General features: G+C 37.3%; 13 protein-coding genes, 2 pseudogenes and 1 CRISPR repeat array. Of the genes and pseudogenes, 5 read left to right on the top strand and 10 right to left on the bottom strand.

Annotation, left to right across the window (positions count from 1 at the left end; genetic code table 11):
- Nucleotides 1-35 precede the first annotated feature (35 nt).
- The 3 genes from G577_RS0103120 (at nt 36) to G577_RS0103110 (ending at nt 2468) form a co-directional block, all read left to right on the top strand.
- Nucleotides 36-1100 carry an ABC transporter permease gene (locus tag G577_RS0103120; RefSeq protein WP_028789921.1) on the top strand — a complete coding sequence of 355 codons (1065 nt, stop codon included), beginning with the start codon at nt 36-38 and terminating at the stop codon, nt 1098-1100.
- A 2-nt stretch (nt 1101-1102) separates the two neighbouring features.
- Nucleotides 1103-1783, top strand: a complete 681-nt coding sequence (locus tag G577_RS0103115; protein WP_028789920.1) for an ABC transporter ATP-binding protein — start codon at nt 1103-1105, stop codon at nt 1781-1783.
- Between the two features lie 76 nt (nt 1784-1859).
- Entirely contained in the window at nt 1860-2468 is a 609-nt protein-coding gene (locus G577_RS0103110) for a TetR/AcrR family transcriptional regulator (RefSeq protein WP_028789919.1), read from the top strand.
- A 427-nt stretch (nt 2469-2895) separates the two neighbouring features.
- Here G577_RS0103110 and G577_RS0103105 read toward each other — a convergent pair whose 3' ends face one another.
- The 9 genes from G577_RS0103105 to G577_RS10950 all read right to left on the bottom strand — a co-directional run bounded on the left by G577_RS0103105 (nt 2896) and on the right by G577_RS10950 (nt 14275).
- Entirely contained in the window at nt 2896-3612 is a 717-nt protein-coding gene (locus tag G577_RS0103105; RefSeq protein WP_028789918.1) for an MIP/aquaporin family protein, read from the bottom strand.
- 3 nt (nt 3613-3615) lie between these two features.
- A complete protein-coding gene (gene glpO, locus G577_RS0103100) occupies nt 3616-5421 on the bottom strand; it encodes a type 1 glycerol-3-phosphate oxidase (protein WP_028789917.1) in 1806 nt (601 codons plus the stop codon).
- Nucleotides 5422-5426: 5 nt separating this feature from the next.
- Complete coding sequence (gene glpK, locus G577_RS0103095) at nt 5427-6944, bottom strand: glycerol kinase GlpK (RefSeq protein WP_028789916.1); 1518 nt, start codon at nt 6942-6944, stop codon at nt 5427-5429.
- A 152-nt stretch (nt 6945-7096) separates the two neighbouring features.
- Nucleotides 7097-8536, bottom strand: coding sequence for an AcpB/EbpR/MafR family transcriptional regulator (locus G577_RS0103090; RefSeq protein WP_028789915.1), 1440 nt, complete (start codon nt 8534-8536; stop codon nt 7097-7099).
- The gene (locus G577_RS0103085; protein ID WP_028789914.1) at nt 8526-9842 is read right to left on the bottom strand and encodes an NAD(P)/FAD-dependent oxidoreductase; all 1317 of its coding nucleotides are present in this window, start codon (nt 9840-9842) and stop codon (nt 8526-8528) included. The genes G577_RS0103090 and G577_RS0103085 overlap by 11 nt, the downstream gene beginning before the upstream one ends.
- Before the next feature lie 491 nt (nt 9843-10333).
- Complete coding sequence (locus G577_RS0103080; protein WP_028789913.1) at nt 10334-11323, bottom strand: nuclease-related domain-containing protein; 990 nt, start codon at nt 11321-11323, stop codon at nt 10334-10336.
- 136 nt (nt 11324-11459) lie between these two features.
- Nucleotides 11460-12209 (bottom strand): DUF4336 domain-containing protein, encoded by a 750-nt coding sequence (locus G577_RS0103075; protein WP_028789912.1) that lies wholly within the window; start codon nt 12207-12209, stop codon nt 11460-11462.
- Between the two features lie 433 nt (nt 12210-12642).
- Nucleotides 12643-13530, bottom strand: a complete 888-nt coding sequence (locus G577_RS11605) for a serine hydrolase (RefSeq protein ID WP_051176604.1) — start codon at nt 13528-13530, stop codon at nt 12643-12645.
- A 274-nt stretch (nt 13531-13804) separates the two neighbouring features.
- Nucleotides 13805-14275 carry a hypothetical protein gene (locus G577_RS10950; RefSeq protein ID WP_051176601.1) on the bottom strand — a complete coding sequence of 157 codons (471 nt, stop codon included), beginning with the start codon at nt 14273-14275 and terminating at the stop codon, nt 13805-13807.
- A gap of 428 nt (nt 14276-14703) precedes the next feature.
- Between G577_RS10950 and G577_RS10945 the strand changes: the two are divergent.
- A pseudogene (locus G577_RS10945) lies at nt 14704-15810 on the top strand (IS4 family transposase).
- A gap of 234 nt (nt 15811-16044) precedes the next feature.
- On the opposite strand, the gene G577_RS11970 reads toward G577_RS10945, so the two are convergent.
- Nucleotides 16045-16212, bottom strand: coding sequence for a hypothetical protein (locus G577_RS11970; protein WP_155988476.1), 168 nt, complete (start codon nt 16210-16212; stop codon nt 16045-16047).
- A 397-nt stretch (nt 16213-16609) separates the two neighbouring features.
- On the opposite strand from G577_RS11970, the pseudogene G577_RS0103040 reads away from it, so the two are divergent.
- A pseudogene (locus tag G577_RS0103040) lies at nt 16610-17360 on the top strand (transposase).
- A gap of 295 nt (nt 17361-17655) precedes the next feature.
- Nucleotides 17656-19640: direct repeats of the CRISPR family, unit length 28 nt; unit sequence GGATCACCCCCGCTTATGCGGGAAAGAC.
- Nucleotides 19641-19644 lie beyond the last annotated feature (4 nt).

The raw sequence follows: 19644 nt of genomic DNA, 5'->3' as shown, positions 1-19644 counted from the left end.
AAATTGTCACTAACATTATTCAGGAGGTTACTAATATGTTTTTAGCATTAAAAGAAATGCGTTATTCTAAATTACGTTTTGGCTTAATAATTGGAATGATGGTTTTAATTGCTTATGTCGTCTTTATGCTCTCTGGATTAGCAAGAGGATTAGCAGAAGAATTTAAAAAAGGCGTAGAAGACTGGCAAGCTGAAGAAATTGTTTTATCTGATGAAGCAAATAAAACACTTACTGCTTCTCAGCTAACAAGAGGCAATATTGATGATGTTCAAAGTTCTACTAAAGCTCCCATTGGTTTATACAGCGGAGCGATTAAAGGCACTCAACAAGATATCACAGTTTTTGGTAGTACTAAGCAAGCTTTTTTACTGCCTGAACTAACCCAAGGAGAAAATTTCAAAAATAAAAATGATATTATCATTTCACAAAATCTAGCAGATACAGGGTATCAAGTTGGCGATAAAATTAATATTGGTCAATACGAAGAAGATTTAACCATTACTGGTATTTTCCCCGAATCTTATTATACCGTAAGCCCCGTGGTTTATACGGATTTGGAAACTTGGACATCATTGAAGTTTGGCGATCAACCATTTGCTTCTGATGAGGAAAAACCAATCAACGCCATTGCTACAGAAGAAAAAGTAACACAAGTAGAAAATGAAGAAGATTTAGATCTCTTGACGACTCCCGAATTAATTGAAAATATTCCTGGTTATTCGGCTCAAAATCTCACATTAGATGCTATGATTTATTTCTTATTTGTAACAGCTACAGCCGTCATAGGCATTTTTATGTATGTTATTACATTACAGAAAAACGCCATTTTTGGTGTGATGAAAGCACAAGGCATACGGAATTGGTTTATAGCAAAATCAATCATTGCTCAATCATTCGTAATAGGAATATTGGGCACTGGCGTTGCGATGATACTTGCTTATCTTACAAGCCTAGTCTTACCTACTGCGATGCCTTTTGCCATTATTTGGTCACAATGGCTACTTTATAGTTTCGTTTTAGTTTCAGTCGCTATTATAGGTGGATTATTCTCAATACGATCAGTCGCTAAAGTTGACCCCATTACCGCTATAGGAGGATAAGTATGAAAGATATATTAGTTATGGATAATATTTTAAAAAAATTTGGTTCCGGTCATACAGAAATTACTGCGTTAGAAGAAGTTAATTTTACAGCCAAAAAAGGAGAATTCATAAGCATTATTGGCCCTTCTGGTTCAGGGAAAAGCACATTTTTAACTATCTCTGGTGGCCTCCAAAGCCCAACTTCTGGAGACATTTTAATTAATGGCGTTTCCTTTTCTAACTTATCAGAAAAAAAGCGCTCCGATTTACGTTTTAAAGAAATTGGTTTTATTTTGCAAAGTTCTAACTTAATCCCATTTTTAAAAGTTAAGGAACAATTTATTCTAGTCGACAAAGTAGATAAACGTAAAGCTTCTAATGAGCAAATAAACGAACTATTAGAATCTTTGGATATTGCTTCTTTGAAAAATAGCTACCCTCGTGATCTATCTGGTGGTGAACGACAACGAGTAGCTATCGCCCGTGCCTTATTTAATAATCCAAGTTTGATCCTAGCAGATGAACCCACAGCAAGCCTAGATACAGATCATGCTTACGAAGTAGTTAAATTATTAGTAAGAGAAGCGCATGAAAAGCAAAAAGCTACAATCATGGTAACCCATGACGAACGGATGACTCAGTGGAGTGATCGAACCTACCAAATGAAAGATGGTAAACTACTTGAAAAAGATAAAAATTGAAGTGTTTCTTTTCCATAGTGACAAAAAAGTAAGCACGAGTATACTGTGAATAAAGATCACTAAAGGAGAAAAGTAAATGCCTAAAGAAACATTTCTCAATTTATCGCAAGAAAAAAAGCAGCATATTGAACAGATCTTACTGGAAAAATTTTATAATCGACATATTAGTCAAGTGAAAGTTTCAGAAATCGTCGAAGCAATGCAAATGTCTCGCGGAGCATTCTATAAATATTTCCAAGATTTAGAAGACGCCTACTTCTATCTTATTCATAAATATGCTATGAAAATTCATGAAGATATTTTGACATCTATCAGTCAGCATAAACAGGACTTTTTCTTAGGTATCGAAAATTTTCTAATATACTGTAGCGAATTAGACCGAAACGATCACTATTGGCAAATGCTTCAATTACTTACTCAAAGTAGTCACTCACAAATGACCAAGAGAAAGGAACTATCACCAGATTCGCCCATGTTTTCTCAATGGTTAGATCTACTTAAGCACAATCATTTTGCTATGGACTCTTATGATGAAGCTCTTAGTTTTTTATATTTTATAATGAATTTAGTAATGGATGCTCTTACTGATTGTATTGTCAATAATTGGACTACTGAAGAGCTAGTGCAAGACTTCCGCTTTCAAAAAAAATGGTTACTACAAGGAATTAAACAAAGAACTACTTAATCATCTCTTTTATGATTCTTTTTGTTTGAAAGCCACTGTTGTGTTGAAACTTTGATTTTATTTCCAAACTATGCACCACTAGACCATAACTTTAACAGACCTATGTCCTGAGTTTGCTTTCAGGACATAAGTTGGCTAATTCTATGTCCTGAAATTGCGCTCAGGACATAACTTGACTCGACTTATGTCCTGAGATCGATTTTTAGCACATAAGTCGGCGAAACCTATGTGCTATATCCCCTTTCAGGACATAAGTTGGCTAATTCTATGTCCTGAAATTGTGCTCAGGACATAACTTTGTTGGATCTATGTCCTGAATCTAATTTCAGGACATAACTTACGGCTTAAAACCCTTTTAGTTAGTTTTTCCTAAAAAAAATCCTCCATCTAGGACATTAAAGAGTCTTAGATAGAGGATTACTTTTATTTAAAATGGAATGATCGTAAATAACCCTGCTGCTAATAATCCACCAATGATTGGACCGACGATAGGAACCCAGGAATAGCCCCAATCGGAAGAGCCCTTATTTGCAATTGGTAAAATTTGGTGAGCAATTCTTGGTCCTAAGTCACGCGCTGGATTGATCGCATAACCTGTAGGACCACCAAGTGATAGCCCAATGGAAAGAACTAAGATACCTATAAGAAGAGGATTAAATCCATCAGAAAGATCATTTTCGCCTAAACTGAGTAAACCTAGCACCAAAACAAAGGTACCAATAATTTCGGTAACCATATTAGCGGTGAAATGACGTACAGCAGGCGCAGTAGCAAACGAAGCTAAAATGCCATCTGCATCGTCTGTTTCGCTCCATAACGGCATGTAAGCTAACCAAACAATTGTTGCTCCAACAATCCCACCTAATATTTGTGCAATAATAAATGGCACAACAAGTCCGACAGAAAAGTCACCCATAGCTGCAAAAGCAAGTGTTACAGCTGGATTGATATGAGCTGGTCCCATAAAACCGGCAATGTATACGGCCATCGCTAGCCCCATGCCCCAACCTACCGTTATAGCAATCCAACCAGCGCCTTCTGCCTTACTTTTTTTCAAATTTACTCCAGCAACTACTCCGTCACCTAATAAAACTAAGATAGCTGTTCCTAAAAACTCACTAAAGATTTGTAAATTGTCACTCACGTGTTAATCCCCCTTTAGTTCTTGCAACCCTGATTCTGCCAATACATCTTCTAGTTCTTTTATATAACGCTCTTTTTCTTCTTTCGTCCATTGATAAAAGTCAGCCATCTTATCTATTACAGGTTGTTTTACATTATCTAACTCATCTCGCATAAATAAGATAAAGTTCGTTCGGCGCATGAGATAATCTACTGGAGTCAAAACTAGCTCTTCATTTAACGCATAATTCAATGATAAGCTGTCTCTCTGATTTAATCCCTGAATGGGTTCATCATACGTCAATACGGTTGGTAAGTTTGAACCATAAAGGTCTGCTAAATAAAAAGCATCTTTTTCACTTAATCCTTTTTCTTGAGCCTGTTTTGCTAATTTTTCCAATTCTTCATCAACATTTTCTGGATCAATATCTCCACCAGAAACAGGATATTCTTTGGAATCAATTAAATCAAAATGATCGTCTAACTTTTCTTGAATTTTTCTTAAAGCACCGACAGCCATCAAGCGATAATCTGTAATCTTTCCTCCAGATAGTGTCATTAAACCATCACTTGCTTCTTCTAAGCTGCTTCCTCGTGAAACTTGAGAGGGGTCTACTTCACCATCGTCTTGTTCACTATCTGCTTCTTTGATGGCTTTTTCAACTTCGCCTCTTTTAGCGGCATCTTCTAAATATTTCTTTGTGGTATTGACTACATTATTAAAGCTTTCATCGGAAAGTTTATCATTACCGCCACCGTTATAATCTGAACCACCATTTTTGGCAATTAAAGGACGCAATCCAGCCCAACTAGATTCGATATCATCTAAACCGATCGCAGCATCTGGATAGCGGCGGTTGACGATTCGTAGTAGGTAATCTACATCCTCTTGAGTGACTGTTGGGTGGTTAAAATCCCCATGATAGTCAGTATCTGTGGTACCAAAATATGTTTTATTTTCTCGAGGAATCACAAAAATCATACGACCATCATTTTCACCTGTATCAAAATAGGTTGGTTGTGGTACGTTGAGCTTTTCTTTATCTACGACTAAATGAACACCTTTAGTCGGACGCATTTTATCAGATAAATTATCATTTTTATCTAGTTCACGTACTTCATCTGTCCAAGGCCCTGACGTGTTAATAACCACTTTGGCTTTAATATGGAAGGTTTCTCCCGTTACTAAATCTTCAACGTCAGCCCCATTAACTTTGCCATCCTGATCGTGAGTAATTTTGTTCACTTTGACTTTGTTTAACATATATGCGCCATCTTCATGCGCTTTTTTAATGTTTTCGATCACTAGCCGAGAATCATTATTACGGAAATCAAGATAAACGCCGCCACCTTGTAATCCTTCTTTTTCTAATTGTGGTTCTCTTTCAAGTACTTCTGATTTGTCTATTGTATAATTAGCGTATTTCCCGGTAACGCCAGCTAAGCGATCATAGAGATCCATTGCAATTTTAGCTGAGAACATATTGAATGTTGCACCTGCTTCGTCATAAATTGGCAATAACATCGGATCAGGCTTGGGAATATGAGGAGCAATATGTTGGACATTTGCCCGTTCTTGTACTGTATCAGCCACAACTTCAACATCAAATGTTTTCAAATAGCGAATGCCACCATGAACTAATTTTGTTGAACGAGAAGATGTTCCTTCTGCAAAGTCCTGCATTTCAACTAATGCCGTTTTCATCCCGGAAGCGGCGGCTTGAACAGCAACGCCGGCTCCGGTAATTCCTCCTCCAATTACAAGTAAATCCATTTCTTCATCTTGGACTTTTCGTATTTCTTCATTTCTTGTCTTGTATGAAAAAACCATTTCAATTATCCTTCTTTCCTAGCACGATGTTTGAAGACACGAGTTGCTTCAACAGCTTCTTGCCAACCAGTATAAAGATCATTACGTTTTTCTTCAGACATTTCTGGTTCGAATGTTTTTCCTTCTTCTTTTAGTTCTTTCAAGGCATCCATATCTTCCCAGAAGCCAACTGCTAGACCAGCCAAATAAGCAGCACCCAGTGCAGTCGTTTCCAGGTTAGCAGCACGTTCAACCTCTATGTTTAAAATATCTGATTGGAATTGCATAAGAGTGTCATTATTGGCAGCACCACCGTCAACTCTCAGAAGCTGAATATCAGTGTCTGTATCTTTGTTCATCGTATCGATGACATCTTTTGATTGATAAGCGATCGATTGTAATGTTGCTTTAACGAAATCTTCTCTACTAGTAGCACGTGTTAAACCAAATACTGCACCACGCGCGTTAGAATCCCAGTATGGTGCACCTAACCCAGTAAAGGCCGGTACCACGTAAACATAATCATCATCACTTGCTCTGTTGGAAACCTCTTCTGATTCAGGGGCTGTTTCTACCATGTGCATCGCATCGCGTAACCATTGAATAGCTGAACCAGAAACAAAAATACTGCCTTCTAATGCGTAATAAATTTTACCGTTAATTCCATAACCAATTGTTGTTAACAAGTCATTGTCCGATAGTTGCGGTTCTTCCCCAATGTTCATAACAATAAAGGATCCTGTCCCATAAGTATTTTTTACCATACCAGGTTCAAAGGCCATTTGACCAAACAAAGCAGCTTGTTGGTCCCCAGCCATTCCAGCAATCGGAACTTCACTACCATAGAAATGATACGTTTCAGTATAACCATAGATCTCAGAGTTACTTTTTACTTCTGGTAACATAGATTCAGGAATATTAAGCAAGTCTAGAATTTCTTTATCCCACTGTAAGTCAAAGATGTTATATAGCATCGTACGGCTCGCATTGGAATAGTCTGTAACATGAACTTTACCTGAGGTTAATTTCCAAACTAACCAGCTATCAATCGTACCAAATAACAATTCGCCATTTTCAGCTCTTTCCTGGGCACCTTCGACGCGGTCTAAAATCCAACGAACCTTGGTGGCAGAAAAATATGGATCAATAATTAATCCAGTTTTCTTATGAAAGAAATCCTTGTAGCCATCATTTACTAATTGCTCGGCAATATCTGAAGATTGACGAGATTGCCACACCACTGCGTTATAAATTGGTAACCCAGTATTTTTATCCCAAATAACTGTCGTTTCACGTTGACTGGTAATACCCACACTGGCAACTTCACTAGGGTGAATTCCGGATTCAATTAACGCACCAGCTACAACCGATTGCACAGCATTCCAAATTTCATTGGCATTTTGTTCTACCCAACCAGAGTCAGGGAAATATTGGGTAAATTCTTTTTGTGAACTACCAACTTCATTCGCATTTTTATCAAACAAAATTGCTCTAGCGCTTGTTGTTCCTTCATCAATCGCCATAATGTATTTCTTCTCTGCCATAGTAAAAATTCTCCTTTTCTTTATTTATGTATACGCTTTTTGTATACGTTTTCTTTACAATTCTTATATTAACGTGTTCCAGCCCATTTATTTTTCCAAATTTTCATAGATTTTGGGAATTTTTGACAAAATCTTATGCTGGCAACACTTTATCAAACATGACGAACTATTTTTTTTATTTCCTGCAAATCATAAGCCGATCCTAACTCAGTTATACGATAAATAGTCGCATTTACATCAATTGAGGTATTTGTAATCACTAAATCATACGTTTTGCTTTCATCAAAGGATTCAACCACTACGCCGTTTAAACTTTTAAGTTGCAACATTAACATATTAGTAGCTGCTTCTGTAAAAAGAGGATCAATTTGCAAAGCAATTCCAACATGAACTTCTCGGCTGACTCTAACGTCAATAATAGTAAGTACACTTAGATACTTAATAGCCGTCATCGCCAGCAAACTGTTTTCTTCATCATGAGGACTCATCTGTAAATTCTCACACGCAATTTTCAGTAGTTGTTCAGAATACCCCCGTATATTATGTGTAGATAGTGTTTCTTCTTGTTGCCAAATATTTTCTCGATCATACGTTTCCACATCCCCAGTAAAGAAATACAGACGGAGATGGATTTGCGACAAATAATAATAACAAGTGGCTTCGAGTTCCTTACGAATACTATTAGGGTCATACATCCGCAAAATTTTCTCTAAAATAACAGTGTCACACCAAGCGGTTGGTGTTAAACGTGAGCGTTGTAATGAATAAGCATGAAAATCTTCTTGCGAAAGAATCGACATTCCGGCTAAAAATACGAAGTGTAACATCGCTTCTTCTTCTTTAATTTCTACAGCATAAAAACTAAAGGAGCGACGAATAATCGGTACCAGTTTTAAATACAACGGATCCTTTTTATAAGGCTCAAATTTTGCTTTAAACTGTTCATATTGAGGAGCAGGTACTGTGATTCTTTTTTTAGTAACTCGCAACCATAAAAGAATCCGTTTCTTGGCTTCTGACATAAAGTCTAAATTTAATCCTCTTTGTAAACTCTCGATCACATGAACTTCTCTTGGTGAACTTTGTTCGTATCCTTGCCCTAAATACCAAAGCAGTTGAAAATAAAAATAACGAATCTGACTTTCCTCACCTATCATTTTTCCTTGCCAAATGCGCAAACCAAACTCATTCAATATTTTATTCAAATCCTTGATTTTACGAGACAAAGAAGATTCACTGATTTTTAATTCTTGCGTTAAACGAACAGGGTTAATCTCTTGTTCTTCCAATAAATACATCAAAATCTGGTACTTGGATGAACTTAAATAAAAACTCCGTTCAGCTTCTTCTAAGGAAAAATCATGCGCTTTAGCAAATGTTACTTCAGCGCCATCGTAAGTAATCTGACACCTATCCCCAAAATGTTTAAATGCTTCAATTAACTCATCAATATAATGATCCGTCGACTTTTTTGACAAACCTAACAATTCTCGTACGTCACGAATATTCATCTTTCCGCCAGCAATAATCAATTGTTTTATTAAATGGATTTGTTTAGCTTCTTTTTTTTCTAGTAACGCTTCAAAACGCATTCTGATCTCCGCTTTCCATATTTATTCGGTTGAATGGTTCCATTAGATTCGTAAATTCCGGTTGGAAAAAGTAGTCATTCTGCATTAATTCAGTTAGCGTTACTTGGCTTTCAATAGCTAAAGCAGCGGTATTAATTTTTTCTAAGCAATTGGCCTGAGATAACAACTGGATTCCTAAAAGCTTTTTCGACGACTTTTCAAAAACAGCCTTACAAAAAACTGGTGTATCATCCACTAATGAAACCGACTGTGTGAAAGACTTTGTTGCAATTTCATTGGAATATACAAACGCCTCCTCTTCAATTAATCCAGTACTAGCAAGATACCAACCAAAAATTTTCGTTCCAATCGTACGCAGTCCCCCTTTAAATTTCATTCGTGTTTGTTGCAAATTTTCTGCAGCAACTACTCCTGAACGGATGGCATGATTAATCTGTGGTAGATAAGCTCCTTCCTCTCTTATTCTAATTGGACTATGAATTAAATCACCAACAGCAAAAACATCTTGAGCAGAAGTCTCTAAATAATTATCTGTTTGAACCGTATTGTCACTATGCAATTGAAATCTTTTAGCAAATTGTGCTAACTGCGGATGGACATTGACTGTTGTTAAGACGTAATCACTGGTAATTTTTTGTTCGTCAAGAAAAATCTCGTAGTGTCCATTTTCAGTAACTTCCGATACTGTCGTATTAAAGTAAAATTGTAAATTAGGTATTTTTTGTAAATCTGTTAGAAATGGCTTTAAAAAGTTAGGATCAAAATATTTAAACAAAGGATAGTCCATTGCTTCAATAAGATGAACTTCTTTTTTTAAATCAACAAATGTACTTGCCGCTTCCATCCCTGCTTGGCCTGCGCCAATAATAGCAATGGTTTGCGCCTTTTGAATTTTAGGTAGTATTTTATGTGATAAATCGTAATTTTTAAAACTAGGATCCCATTCATCATCATTTTCTAAACCGATGTTTAACGATTTTTGTTCGGAACCATTGGCTAAGACTAACTTATCATAATGATAAGTTGATTTTGTTGTAGTAATTTCGTGCTTATCTGGAGAACAATCGAGCAACGGTTCTGATAATTTTACCTCAATGTGTTGCTTGTTTAATTGTTCTTCTGTGGTGAAAACAGCATCATCTAAACTTTTAAATTTATCTTGCAAATGTAGTAATAACCCGCCTGGCAAAAATCCTACGATGCCATTTTTTTCAATAATTATAATTTCTGCTTCAGGATAAAGTTTTCTTGCATGCATAGCACAACTTACTCCGGCAAATGATGCTCCAATAATATATACCTTCACTTATAGTCCCCTTTCTATGGATGCCTTTTCATAATTATAACATAATTTGTTACGACAACTTATTAAGTTCTTTTATTGTAACATTAAAACTAATCATTATCGTTTAGCGAACTTATGTCCTGAATTGGGTTTCAGGACATAAGTCTATCCGATCTATGTCCTGAATTGGATCCCAGGACATAAGTCCATCCAATCTATGTCCTGAATTGGATCTCAGGACATAAGTCCATCCGATCTATGTCCTGAATTGGGTTTCAGGACATAAGTCTATCCGATCTATGTCCTGAATTGGATCTCAGGACATAAGTCCATCCAATCTATGTCCTGAATTGGATCTCAGGACATAAGTCCATCCAATCTATGTCCTGAATTGGATCTCAGGACATAAGTCCACCCAATCTATGTCCTGAATTGGGTTTCAGGACATAAGTCCATCCGATCTATGTCCTGAATTGGATCTCAGGACATAGGTCTAGCAATTTTAGCACAAATTAGTCCGATTTATCACTTTTCCAATTTTTTCGTTTTTGTATTTTTTGAAATTTTTCTTTTTCGTCTTCAAACCAATAATCAAACAAAAGTCCTTTGTTAAGATAACCTGCCTTGCTATGAGGGCTTTTCTGTAATACAAAATTCTGTTGTAAGTTGGCTTTTAAGAAACGTTCGTTTACATTTTCTCCGAAAAACTTTCTAAGTTCTGGAAATTTTAAATTTTGATTATGGAAAAGGACACCAAATTCACAGATAGTTCGTGAATAAGCAATTAATTTTGCTTCAGAATATCCGCAAGTACAACTTATTTTATATTTATGCTCTGTCATATGATAATGATGACAATTTGCACAACAAATTCCTTTGCGTAATTGATCGATTTTTTCGATATCAAATGTACGAGTTGTTCGATAAGGTTCGATTTCGTAGCATTGTATAACAGATTGAACAGATTGTTTTTCCGACTTATCATTGTCTGTTAATTTTAACAACCAGCCAGGAATTTCATCAAACATCAAGACGGTCTCATAAGTTTCATCTACAATATTTATTGTTGCGTTTGGATTCATAAATGCTAAAACACCATAGACAGTCATTTCTATTTGGTTATCATTTAAAATATTTTGCAGCACTCTCGCTGCTCTTCGTATTTGCTCAAAAATATTATTCGTTAGTATTTTTTTGCCAATATACCAAGTATTATTTTTAAATACATAATCTCCTTGATAATATTTCATATCCATTAAACAAATCGTTTGGCCCACTATTAGGATCTTATCAATCTGTACAACACTATTTTTATATTGTAAAGTTAAATCATCCAAGCTTTTTATTTCTGGAGCCAAAAATTCATCAACCATTTGGTCTAGCCTCTTTTCTCCCTCATACCCTCGTTGTAACTTTTGATAGGTTTCCCGCTCTTCTTCTGTTAGAAAATAACGTTGATTGAGAACCTGTAACCATTGTAATTGATGCGATTTTTTCCTCATTTAAATCTCTCCCTTCATAAAGTAAGTACGCAAAAAATGCTCATTTACTTTTTTTTAGATAAAAAAACTGCTCCTTATTTTATTAAGGAACAGTTTTCATTGCTTGAAGGAAAATATTATACGTTTTTTTCATAAGTCATTTTTCTAGCCATTGGAATGCTCGTTTTAACTCCTTCGTTCCATTTTTATCATACCAACGGCCATGCGAAAGGATGATCTTTTCAGGTTGCCACTCCAACATTTGTTTATAACACTTTCGTGCGATTTCTTTTCTTCCCAGAAAAGTCATGCGCATATCAATCGGCGTTTTTCCATTAGGATCCGCAATGCCTGCAAATTTATGTATACTTTTCCAAAAATGACTTGTCGTCTTTTTAGGTTCAAAATTTTCAATTAAATCTGCTAAAATTAAAGTCTGACTTCTTTTATGAAAAAAGACAACTTCCTCAATCGCACGACTCCCTTTAAATATCAATTGTTCCAACTCGTCTTGCCAATAAGAAGAAGCACCTTCCTTTAAATAATAATCAAAATTCACCTTAATATTTTGCGACTCCGCTCGTTTGTCTACACCAGGACTGGCCCACGCAATCGCATCGGGATAACGCTTTTTCCATTCTTTAATATAAGCATAATGAATTTTATTAGGAGAAACTAAATGTTTTACTTTTCCTAACTGGTCGATTTCTTGTAATAGCTTTTCATTTGGTTCTATAGGAGAATGGCACCATAGTGTTTGATCGCTTAATTTAACAATCGTCATTCTCGTTGAAAATGGGATGCCCCATCCTAAAACATTCATTTTTATCTTATTGCCATCTACAATCCAAATATTATCAGCAACTTTTTTTAACGTATTTAATGGCTCATAACTCGGTATACTCATAAAAAGCTCCTCAAGAATAATCATTTTTACAAACTTAGGCAAAGCATAAAAAGACCCTTCTTTGATCGATGGACAATTCAATCTAGCCAGAAAGGTCTTTTAATTATTATATCTAAAACAAAGAAAACACAAACATTTCGATTTCTCATAAATAATCCAAACCTACAAAATTATCGCCTATTATTTCTTTGAGAGAATCTTTTTTTGATCACCCATTTTACTACAGCCAAAATAACTACCCAACCAATTGCATTCCCTAGAACCTTTAATGGATACATTGCACCTTTCTTTTTGCCAGACATGCAAACACCTACTTTCGTATTTTTTATTAGAACATCTTACTAAGTTCAGCATATTTTATATTGCCAAATTATTCAAGTAAAACACCATTAGTATAAAACAGGAGTAACTATCTATGTGTATCATTCACAGTTTACAACAAGTAATCACTTGAAATGCGAATTAAGTCTTCAATCACCTGGCTGCCTTCTTCAATTGTTAAATTCTTATCAGATAAAGCTACTGCAAGATATTCTTTATCTCCACGTGATACTTTTCCAATACTATTAACAATCCATTCATCGGTTAAATCATTAGGTAACCATCCGTTTTTAAATGAAACATCGCTTGAACCTGCATAGACACCCCAACTTTGGTCAGGTTGGATATGACTCATTAAGTCAATGATAACTTCTTGTGATTCTTCAGTTAAATATTGTGAAGAGGTATATAGTTCTTCAAGTAGTTTTATTTGATCTTTTGTGTTGGTAGATGTTTTTCCCCAGGTTTCTTCGTCTGCTTTGGTGTCATCCATCCCCAACTGGTCAAAAAGTTCTTGGAGAGAACTATATCCTCCTAGTGAATCTAGAAGAGTTGTAGCAGCTTCGTTATCACTACTTACAATCATACGATTTAAAAGATCTGTCTCTTCATCAGTTAGATCTTCTTGTGTCTCTTCCTTTTCATGAAGAAGTAACATTGCTACAGCTACTTTTGCAATACTTGCTGTCACATACTTTTTATCCTCTTCATCATTCGTATAGGTATAACTTTGTTCCATATCCAGATCGTACACTCTAAATTCCAAGGAATTGGGGGCCTCTTCTGCCCATTGATCCCCTTTTTGTTGTAATTCGTTTTCAAGATTCTCTGTATCTTTTTCTGTATTTTCTCCTGAAGTTTGTTCTTGTTGCTCCACCGTATCTTTTGCTTCTGGTGTTTCTTCTTGTGCTGTCGTAACGTGATCTCCCAACCAAAAACCAAGAGTTAAAAAGAAGACTGCTCCTAAAATTATGGGAAAAATTTTTACGAATGTCTTCATGCCTGATTCAATCCTCATACTTTCATCGAATAATTTTATTTTAAATTGTTAATTTTCATGTAGCACCCTATTTTATTACTATAAAATTGTATCATATGTAAACTTCTCAAAAGCTTAAAAAAATTAAATAACTAAAAAAGAAACAGTTCATTCTTTATATGAAGCACAACTGAACTGTTTCAAAATTTCTTATTTGTTAACATGGCGTCTTTTTAACTTATTAAGTAATAAAACGATGTTTTTGTTCAAACAGGATTTTTAATTTTAAAAATTACTAATAATTTTCCAAAATTTGTCTCCATGCTTCTTGCGCATCTGCGTCATCTGATACTTTGAAGGTAAACTCAGGCTCAATTTCTTTTTCTTGCCCGTCGTCACCATACAGACCAAACCCGTCTTGGTAAGCTCTGATCTCATCCACGCTACCAATTAGTTCATATACTACGCCATTATCTCCTAATAAGTATTTATGAATTGGATAATCGAGATCGGCGACTCTGCCATAATCTCGCTCGCCCCCAGCGCCACCGTGCTCTTCTTTAGGTTCTTCATCATATCCCACCGTTTCAGACTGAGAAATGTAAAAAACAACGCCTCTTATCGCATGGATATCGTAAGCATTATATCCAGGCAAATCTTCTTGTGGTAATTGTTGCTGCACTTGAATTTCCCCATCTTCTGTTTCAGCAAACCAGTCTCCACTCCCCGAGGCACCATGATCAAAATAATCATCCGTTACTGCCATTCCTCCTTCTTCTGCCCTTGGAATTGCCCAGTCTAGAAATTTTTGTTGGAGTTCTTCTTTTTCTTCTTCTGAATAACTTCTAACAGGAACTGTCTCTTGTGTTTCTTCTTGTTCTTTTTCGTCTGAACTTGAAGTCTCTGTCTCACTAGTAATAGAATTGCTTGTTGCAATGGATTCACTACTTTCTGTAGCCTCGCTTATCTCCGTAGTTGCATCCCTCCCTGCAGAGAGGTTAGTATTCGTTTTAGCATATTCTTAGCCTTCCTTCCTTTTTTGAAATCGTTTTTATTTTTCTTAATTTAAATCACTAGCGGTGCATGAAACATTTTGAATTTTCCTATTATGTTTCACACTGTTTCTTTCTATAAAAAAATCCTTTATACTGGACCTGGATGACTTATCCAAGACCAATACAAAGGAACCATAATATGGATAAGTATAAAACAATTTCAGCTTTTAATAAATGGTTTTCGGCTATAAATTTAAAAAAATTACCTTTTTCTATTCGTGAGAAGATTTTTCAAGCCGAAAAATATCACAAAAAATTGAGTTTTGAACACTTTCTTAAAGTGTTTCTCTACGGGGTCGACAATGAGTGTGAAAGTTTGCGTGAAATGGATACATCGTTCGTCTCTTCTGAACTCCAAAGCACCATGGCGTTAGATTCGATTAGTCATTCACAGCTTTCACGTACGCTTGCCCAGATGGATGACGAAATTTTGTGGGCCGTTTTCGCACAACTATTGGAAAAAGCTCGATCAAAAACGCCAGTTACGAAGCAAAATGCGCTCTATCTTGTGGATTCTTCTACATTTTCATTGGATACCACTCGGTATCCCTGGGCAGACTTTCGCCAAACCAAAGCAGGGATTAAATTACACTTAAAGCTCTGTTTTATGGATAAAGGTCACTTTTATCCGGACCAGTTTGAAGTCACAAATGCGGTGGAACATGATGACAATCACTTAGAAATTTTTGTCAATCAACCGGAAGCGACTTACATTTTTGACCGAGGGTATATAGATTACGAGCGACTGGACGAGATGGAAGCTAACGGCTTTTTCTTCGTCACTCGAGTGAAGAAAAATGCCAAGATCCATGTCAGAGAAACCTATGATACTTCTCAAAGTAAAACTATTTTAAGGAACCAAATGGTCGTGTTAGGCACTCAGGTCTATTTAACTTCCCCGTTTCGCTTAGTAACGATTGAGGATGAAAAAGGAAAACAGTTAAGTTTTGTCACCAACCGTTTTGATGTGACTGCTCAGGAAGTAGCCGACATGTACAAAGCGAGATGGCAAATTGAATGATTTTTTAAGCACATCAAGCAACATATGACGATTAAAAAGCTATTTTCCCACAGTGAAAAAGGGGTGACGAATCAAATCATCCTCGCCATGATTGCCAGTCTATTGACGTATTTAATCAAAGTAGAGACAGGAAGTAAGAAAACTCCATTTCAAATCAAGCGTTTATTGAAACACCTGCTTTTTCAACCTTTTGAAGAATGGCTGGCCTTACTCATTCCTACTTGATGGGATAGAAACTGTCGTTGTTGCTTTGGTATACAGATAAATAACGAAAATTTTTTCTGGAAAAGTCATCCCTTGCGCAAGCATTCGATTTTTTTGACATTTTTGGAAAAAAGTTAAAATCTGAATATTCTGACTACATTAATGCACCACTAGTGAATTTAAATATATCATACAAAAGAATTTTAATCTTACGGTTTAACCAAAAAAGGTTTCTATATTAAAATAAGCCATTTTTCAGTTAACAAAGAAAAAATAGCTATTAGGAATAAACCAGATAAGCACCGCAATGAGTAATGTTAACCCAAGACAAATATTTCGGTATTGTTTATTGGGCCTTTTCTCCACAAAATACCACGATCCTATAATACCAAACAAAAATAACGACCCTAAAAACACATTCATTTTATCCCTCCTGAAAATATTACCCTTAAATTAACGGTACCATAAAAAGTTTTTACGACCAATAACTTGAATAATATTTACTTAGCAATGTTTTCTATTAATGGAACTAATTCAAGGTAGCAATATCTTTAGTGTGTTTTTTGATAAGGTTTTAAAAGCTGCAGTTAACCCATGTAGAGCATTAATATCTTCCATCGTAACGTTGGGTCCTGGAAAACGTTGAAAAACTAGGACATCCAAGCACTGAACCATCCCATCTATTTCAAGCCCACCCTGATTAATCTCTGCAAACAATTTTTGCTTTAGTTGTTTCCATATAATTGTGTAAAAAGAAAAGAGATCATATCCATCTCTGTTACAATGTCATTAGCCGAAAACATTGGAAAGGAAGATAGATATGACCCAACTTCATATTAATATAGATTTTGAAAAATTAACAGAGGCCATTATGCAAAGCGATATGAATATGATGATGAAATCATTAGCTGTCCCTGTTCTCAACGCTTATATGGAAGTGGAAAGGGACGAATTTATTCAAGCTCAAAACTATGAACGCAATGATCAGCGTTTAGACTATCGTAACGGCTATTATGAACGAAATTTTATCTTAGCAGTAGGAAAACTTCGTTTGAAAATACCACGTACACGATCAGGGGAGTTCTCTACCCAAGTCTTTGAACAATATCAACGGAAAGATCAGGCTTTTGTCTTAAGTTTAATGGAGGCGGTCATTCAGGGCGTTTCCACAAAGAAAGTCACACACATTGTCGAAGAGTTGTGTGGCGAGTCGGTGTCCAAATCGTTTGTTTCGAATACGATGAAGCGCTTGGATCCGGAAATCGAAGCTTTTAAGTCTCGTTCATTAACCCACAGCTCCTTTCGATATGTTTATGTCGATGCATGGCTTACAATACTTAAGCGAGCCGAAAGACTATCATCTTTCGTTACGTACAACAAATTCTTTGGAACGCTTAAATCGGGAAATCCGACGTCGGGAAAAAGTCGTTTCGATCTTTCCCAACGTCGTTTCCGCTGAACGTTTGATTGGCGCCGTTTTAATGGATATACAAGAAGAATGGCAACAAATGCCCAAACCTTTTTTCCAAGGTCCTGTCTTAGAAGAAGAGTTCCCTTTCTCTACGGATTGATCTTTAAAGAAAACGAAGAACGATTTGACAATGAATGAAGGCATGGTATTCGCGGTAAGCGAAATGGGCGCCTGTTCTTAGGTTGAAGAACCGAAGAAGCCGCCCAAGATCACCATGCCTGAATAGATTCGTTGTCAAACCCGTCGGCTACCTGATCTTATTCGTCGTTTCTAGAAAAATTTAAACCATAAATAAAAAGAATCCTTATCAAATGATTAGAAAATCGTTCAACAGACAAAGCGTAAATGACATTGATATTTTTACACAAGATTTTGGGCTTGACCGCGAAAGACTAGGATCACCCCCGCTTATGCGGGAAAGACAGGGTTTATCCCGCTTGTTTCTGGGAAACCTAAGGATCACCCCCGCTTATGCGGGAAAGACAAAATATATACTATAAAGTATTGACATTATATAGGATCACCCCCGCTTATGCGGGAAAGACGGAAACGGTCGATTGATCAATTGCTAACTCATGGGATCACTCCCGCTTATGCGGGAAAGACAGATCTCACCTGAGGGCTATGTACAGTGGGGTGCAATCACTCCCGCTTATGCGGGAAAGACAGTCTTTTAACGAAATGGACCCTAATGAAGTTAGGATCACCCCCGCTTATGCGGGAAAGACGTAAGTAGCAACTTCCCAGTTAATCATGTTGAAGGATCACCCCCGCTTATGCGGGAAAGACTCTCCAAAGTCATTGATTGCGTCATCGACACTAGGATCACCCCCGCTTATGCGGGAAAGACTTGATAGTTACAGCCTGCTCCGTGGAAACTGTGGGATCACCCCCGCTTATGCGGGAAAGACTTTGACTGAATCCCATACGTCGCTACCTATCTGGGATCACCCCCGCTTATGCGGGAAAGACTTTCATCCATACGCTGCAAACGTAAATCATTGTAAATCACCCCCGCTTATGCGGGAAAGACTTTTAATCCCTTTGCCCATAGTGTTTTCCTCCAGGATCACCCCCGCTTATGCGGGAAAGACTTTCATCCATACGCTGCAAACGTAAATCATTGTAAATCACCCCCGCTTATGCGGGAAAGACTTTTAATCCCTTTGCCCATAGTGTTTTCCTCCAGGATCACCCCCGCTTATGCGGGAAAGACTGGTTAGACTCATGCCACTTGCTGCTTCTGTCAGGATCACCCCCGCTTATGCGGGAAAGACATTTTGAATATACATTTACAAACAGTCGCTTTAGGATCACCCCCGCTTATGCGGGAAAGACTTAGCTTTTCAGTTAAATAGTTTTTGTGTATTTGGGATCACCCCCGCTTATGCGGGAAAGACCAAAAACGATGGAAGATGGTTCGCGCGAATACGGGATCACCCCCGCTTATGCGGGAAAGACGGCACGGCAATTGTCTATAGCGCCATAAGTACAGGATCACCCCCGCTTATGCGGGAAAGACTCAGGCCTATTTTTCGGACATTGTGAAAAATCGGGATCACCCCCGCTTATGCGGGAAAGACTTACTCTACGACTTCCCGGAGCAACCTCTTCATAGGATCACCCCCGCTTATGCGGGAAAGACGTTTTGATTGTGAATACTTTGGGGCTAGGGATAGGATCACCCCCGCTTATGCGGGAAAGACGTACTGCCCCTGAGCCTGATCCTGATAGTAACGAGGATCACCCCCGCTTATGCGGGAAAGACTCAGCCACGTCTGGCAATGTTTATAACTCTTTAGGATCACCCCCGCTTATGCGGGAAAGACGCATATCTAAAAAAGCATCGCTATCTATAATTGGGATCACCCCCGCTTATGCGGGAAAGACTTGGTAAGCATCGACAGGCACGCCCTTGCCATAGGATCACCCCCGCTTATGCGGGAAAGACTCATAAGATATGACATTAAAATTAGGAGACGAGGGATCACCCCCGCTTATGCGGGAAAGACTATGAGGACGAATTGGAAGATGAGTTTCCGTTAGGATCACCCCCGCTTATGCGGGAAAGACGAAAACATCGTACAAGCAACAGCTCGGGATGTAGGATCACCCCCGCTTATGCGGGAAAGACTTGGTGGGCGTTTTGTGCTAGTCCTAGTTGATAGGGATCACCCCCGCTTATGCGGGAAAGACGTCTTTCTTGAAAATTTTCTTTTACTTTTACCAGGATCACCCCCGCTTATGCGGGAAAGACTGAATTCTTTTTTTAGCTCCTATAAAAGGAAGCAGGATCACCCCCGCTTATGCGGGAAAGACGTAATGAAAAACCAATTGGCTTAAACCGTGATAGGATCACCCCCGCTTATGCGGGAAAGACTTTT

Origin of the sequence: Tetragenococcus muriaticus DSM 15685, assembly GCF_000423785.1 — a bacterium.
Taxonomy (GTDB): Bacteria; Bacillota; Bacilli; order Lactobacillales; family Enterococcaceae; genus Tetragenococcus; species Tetragenococcus muriaticus.
The sequence above is the reverse complement of the archived record's forward strand: the minus strand, read 5'-3'. Positions and strand labels throughout refer to the sequence as shown.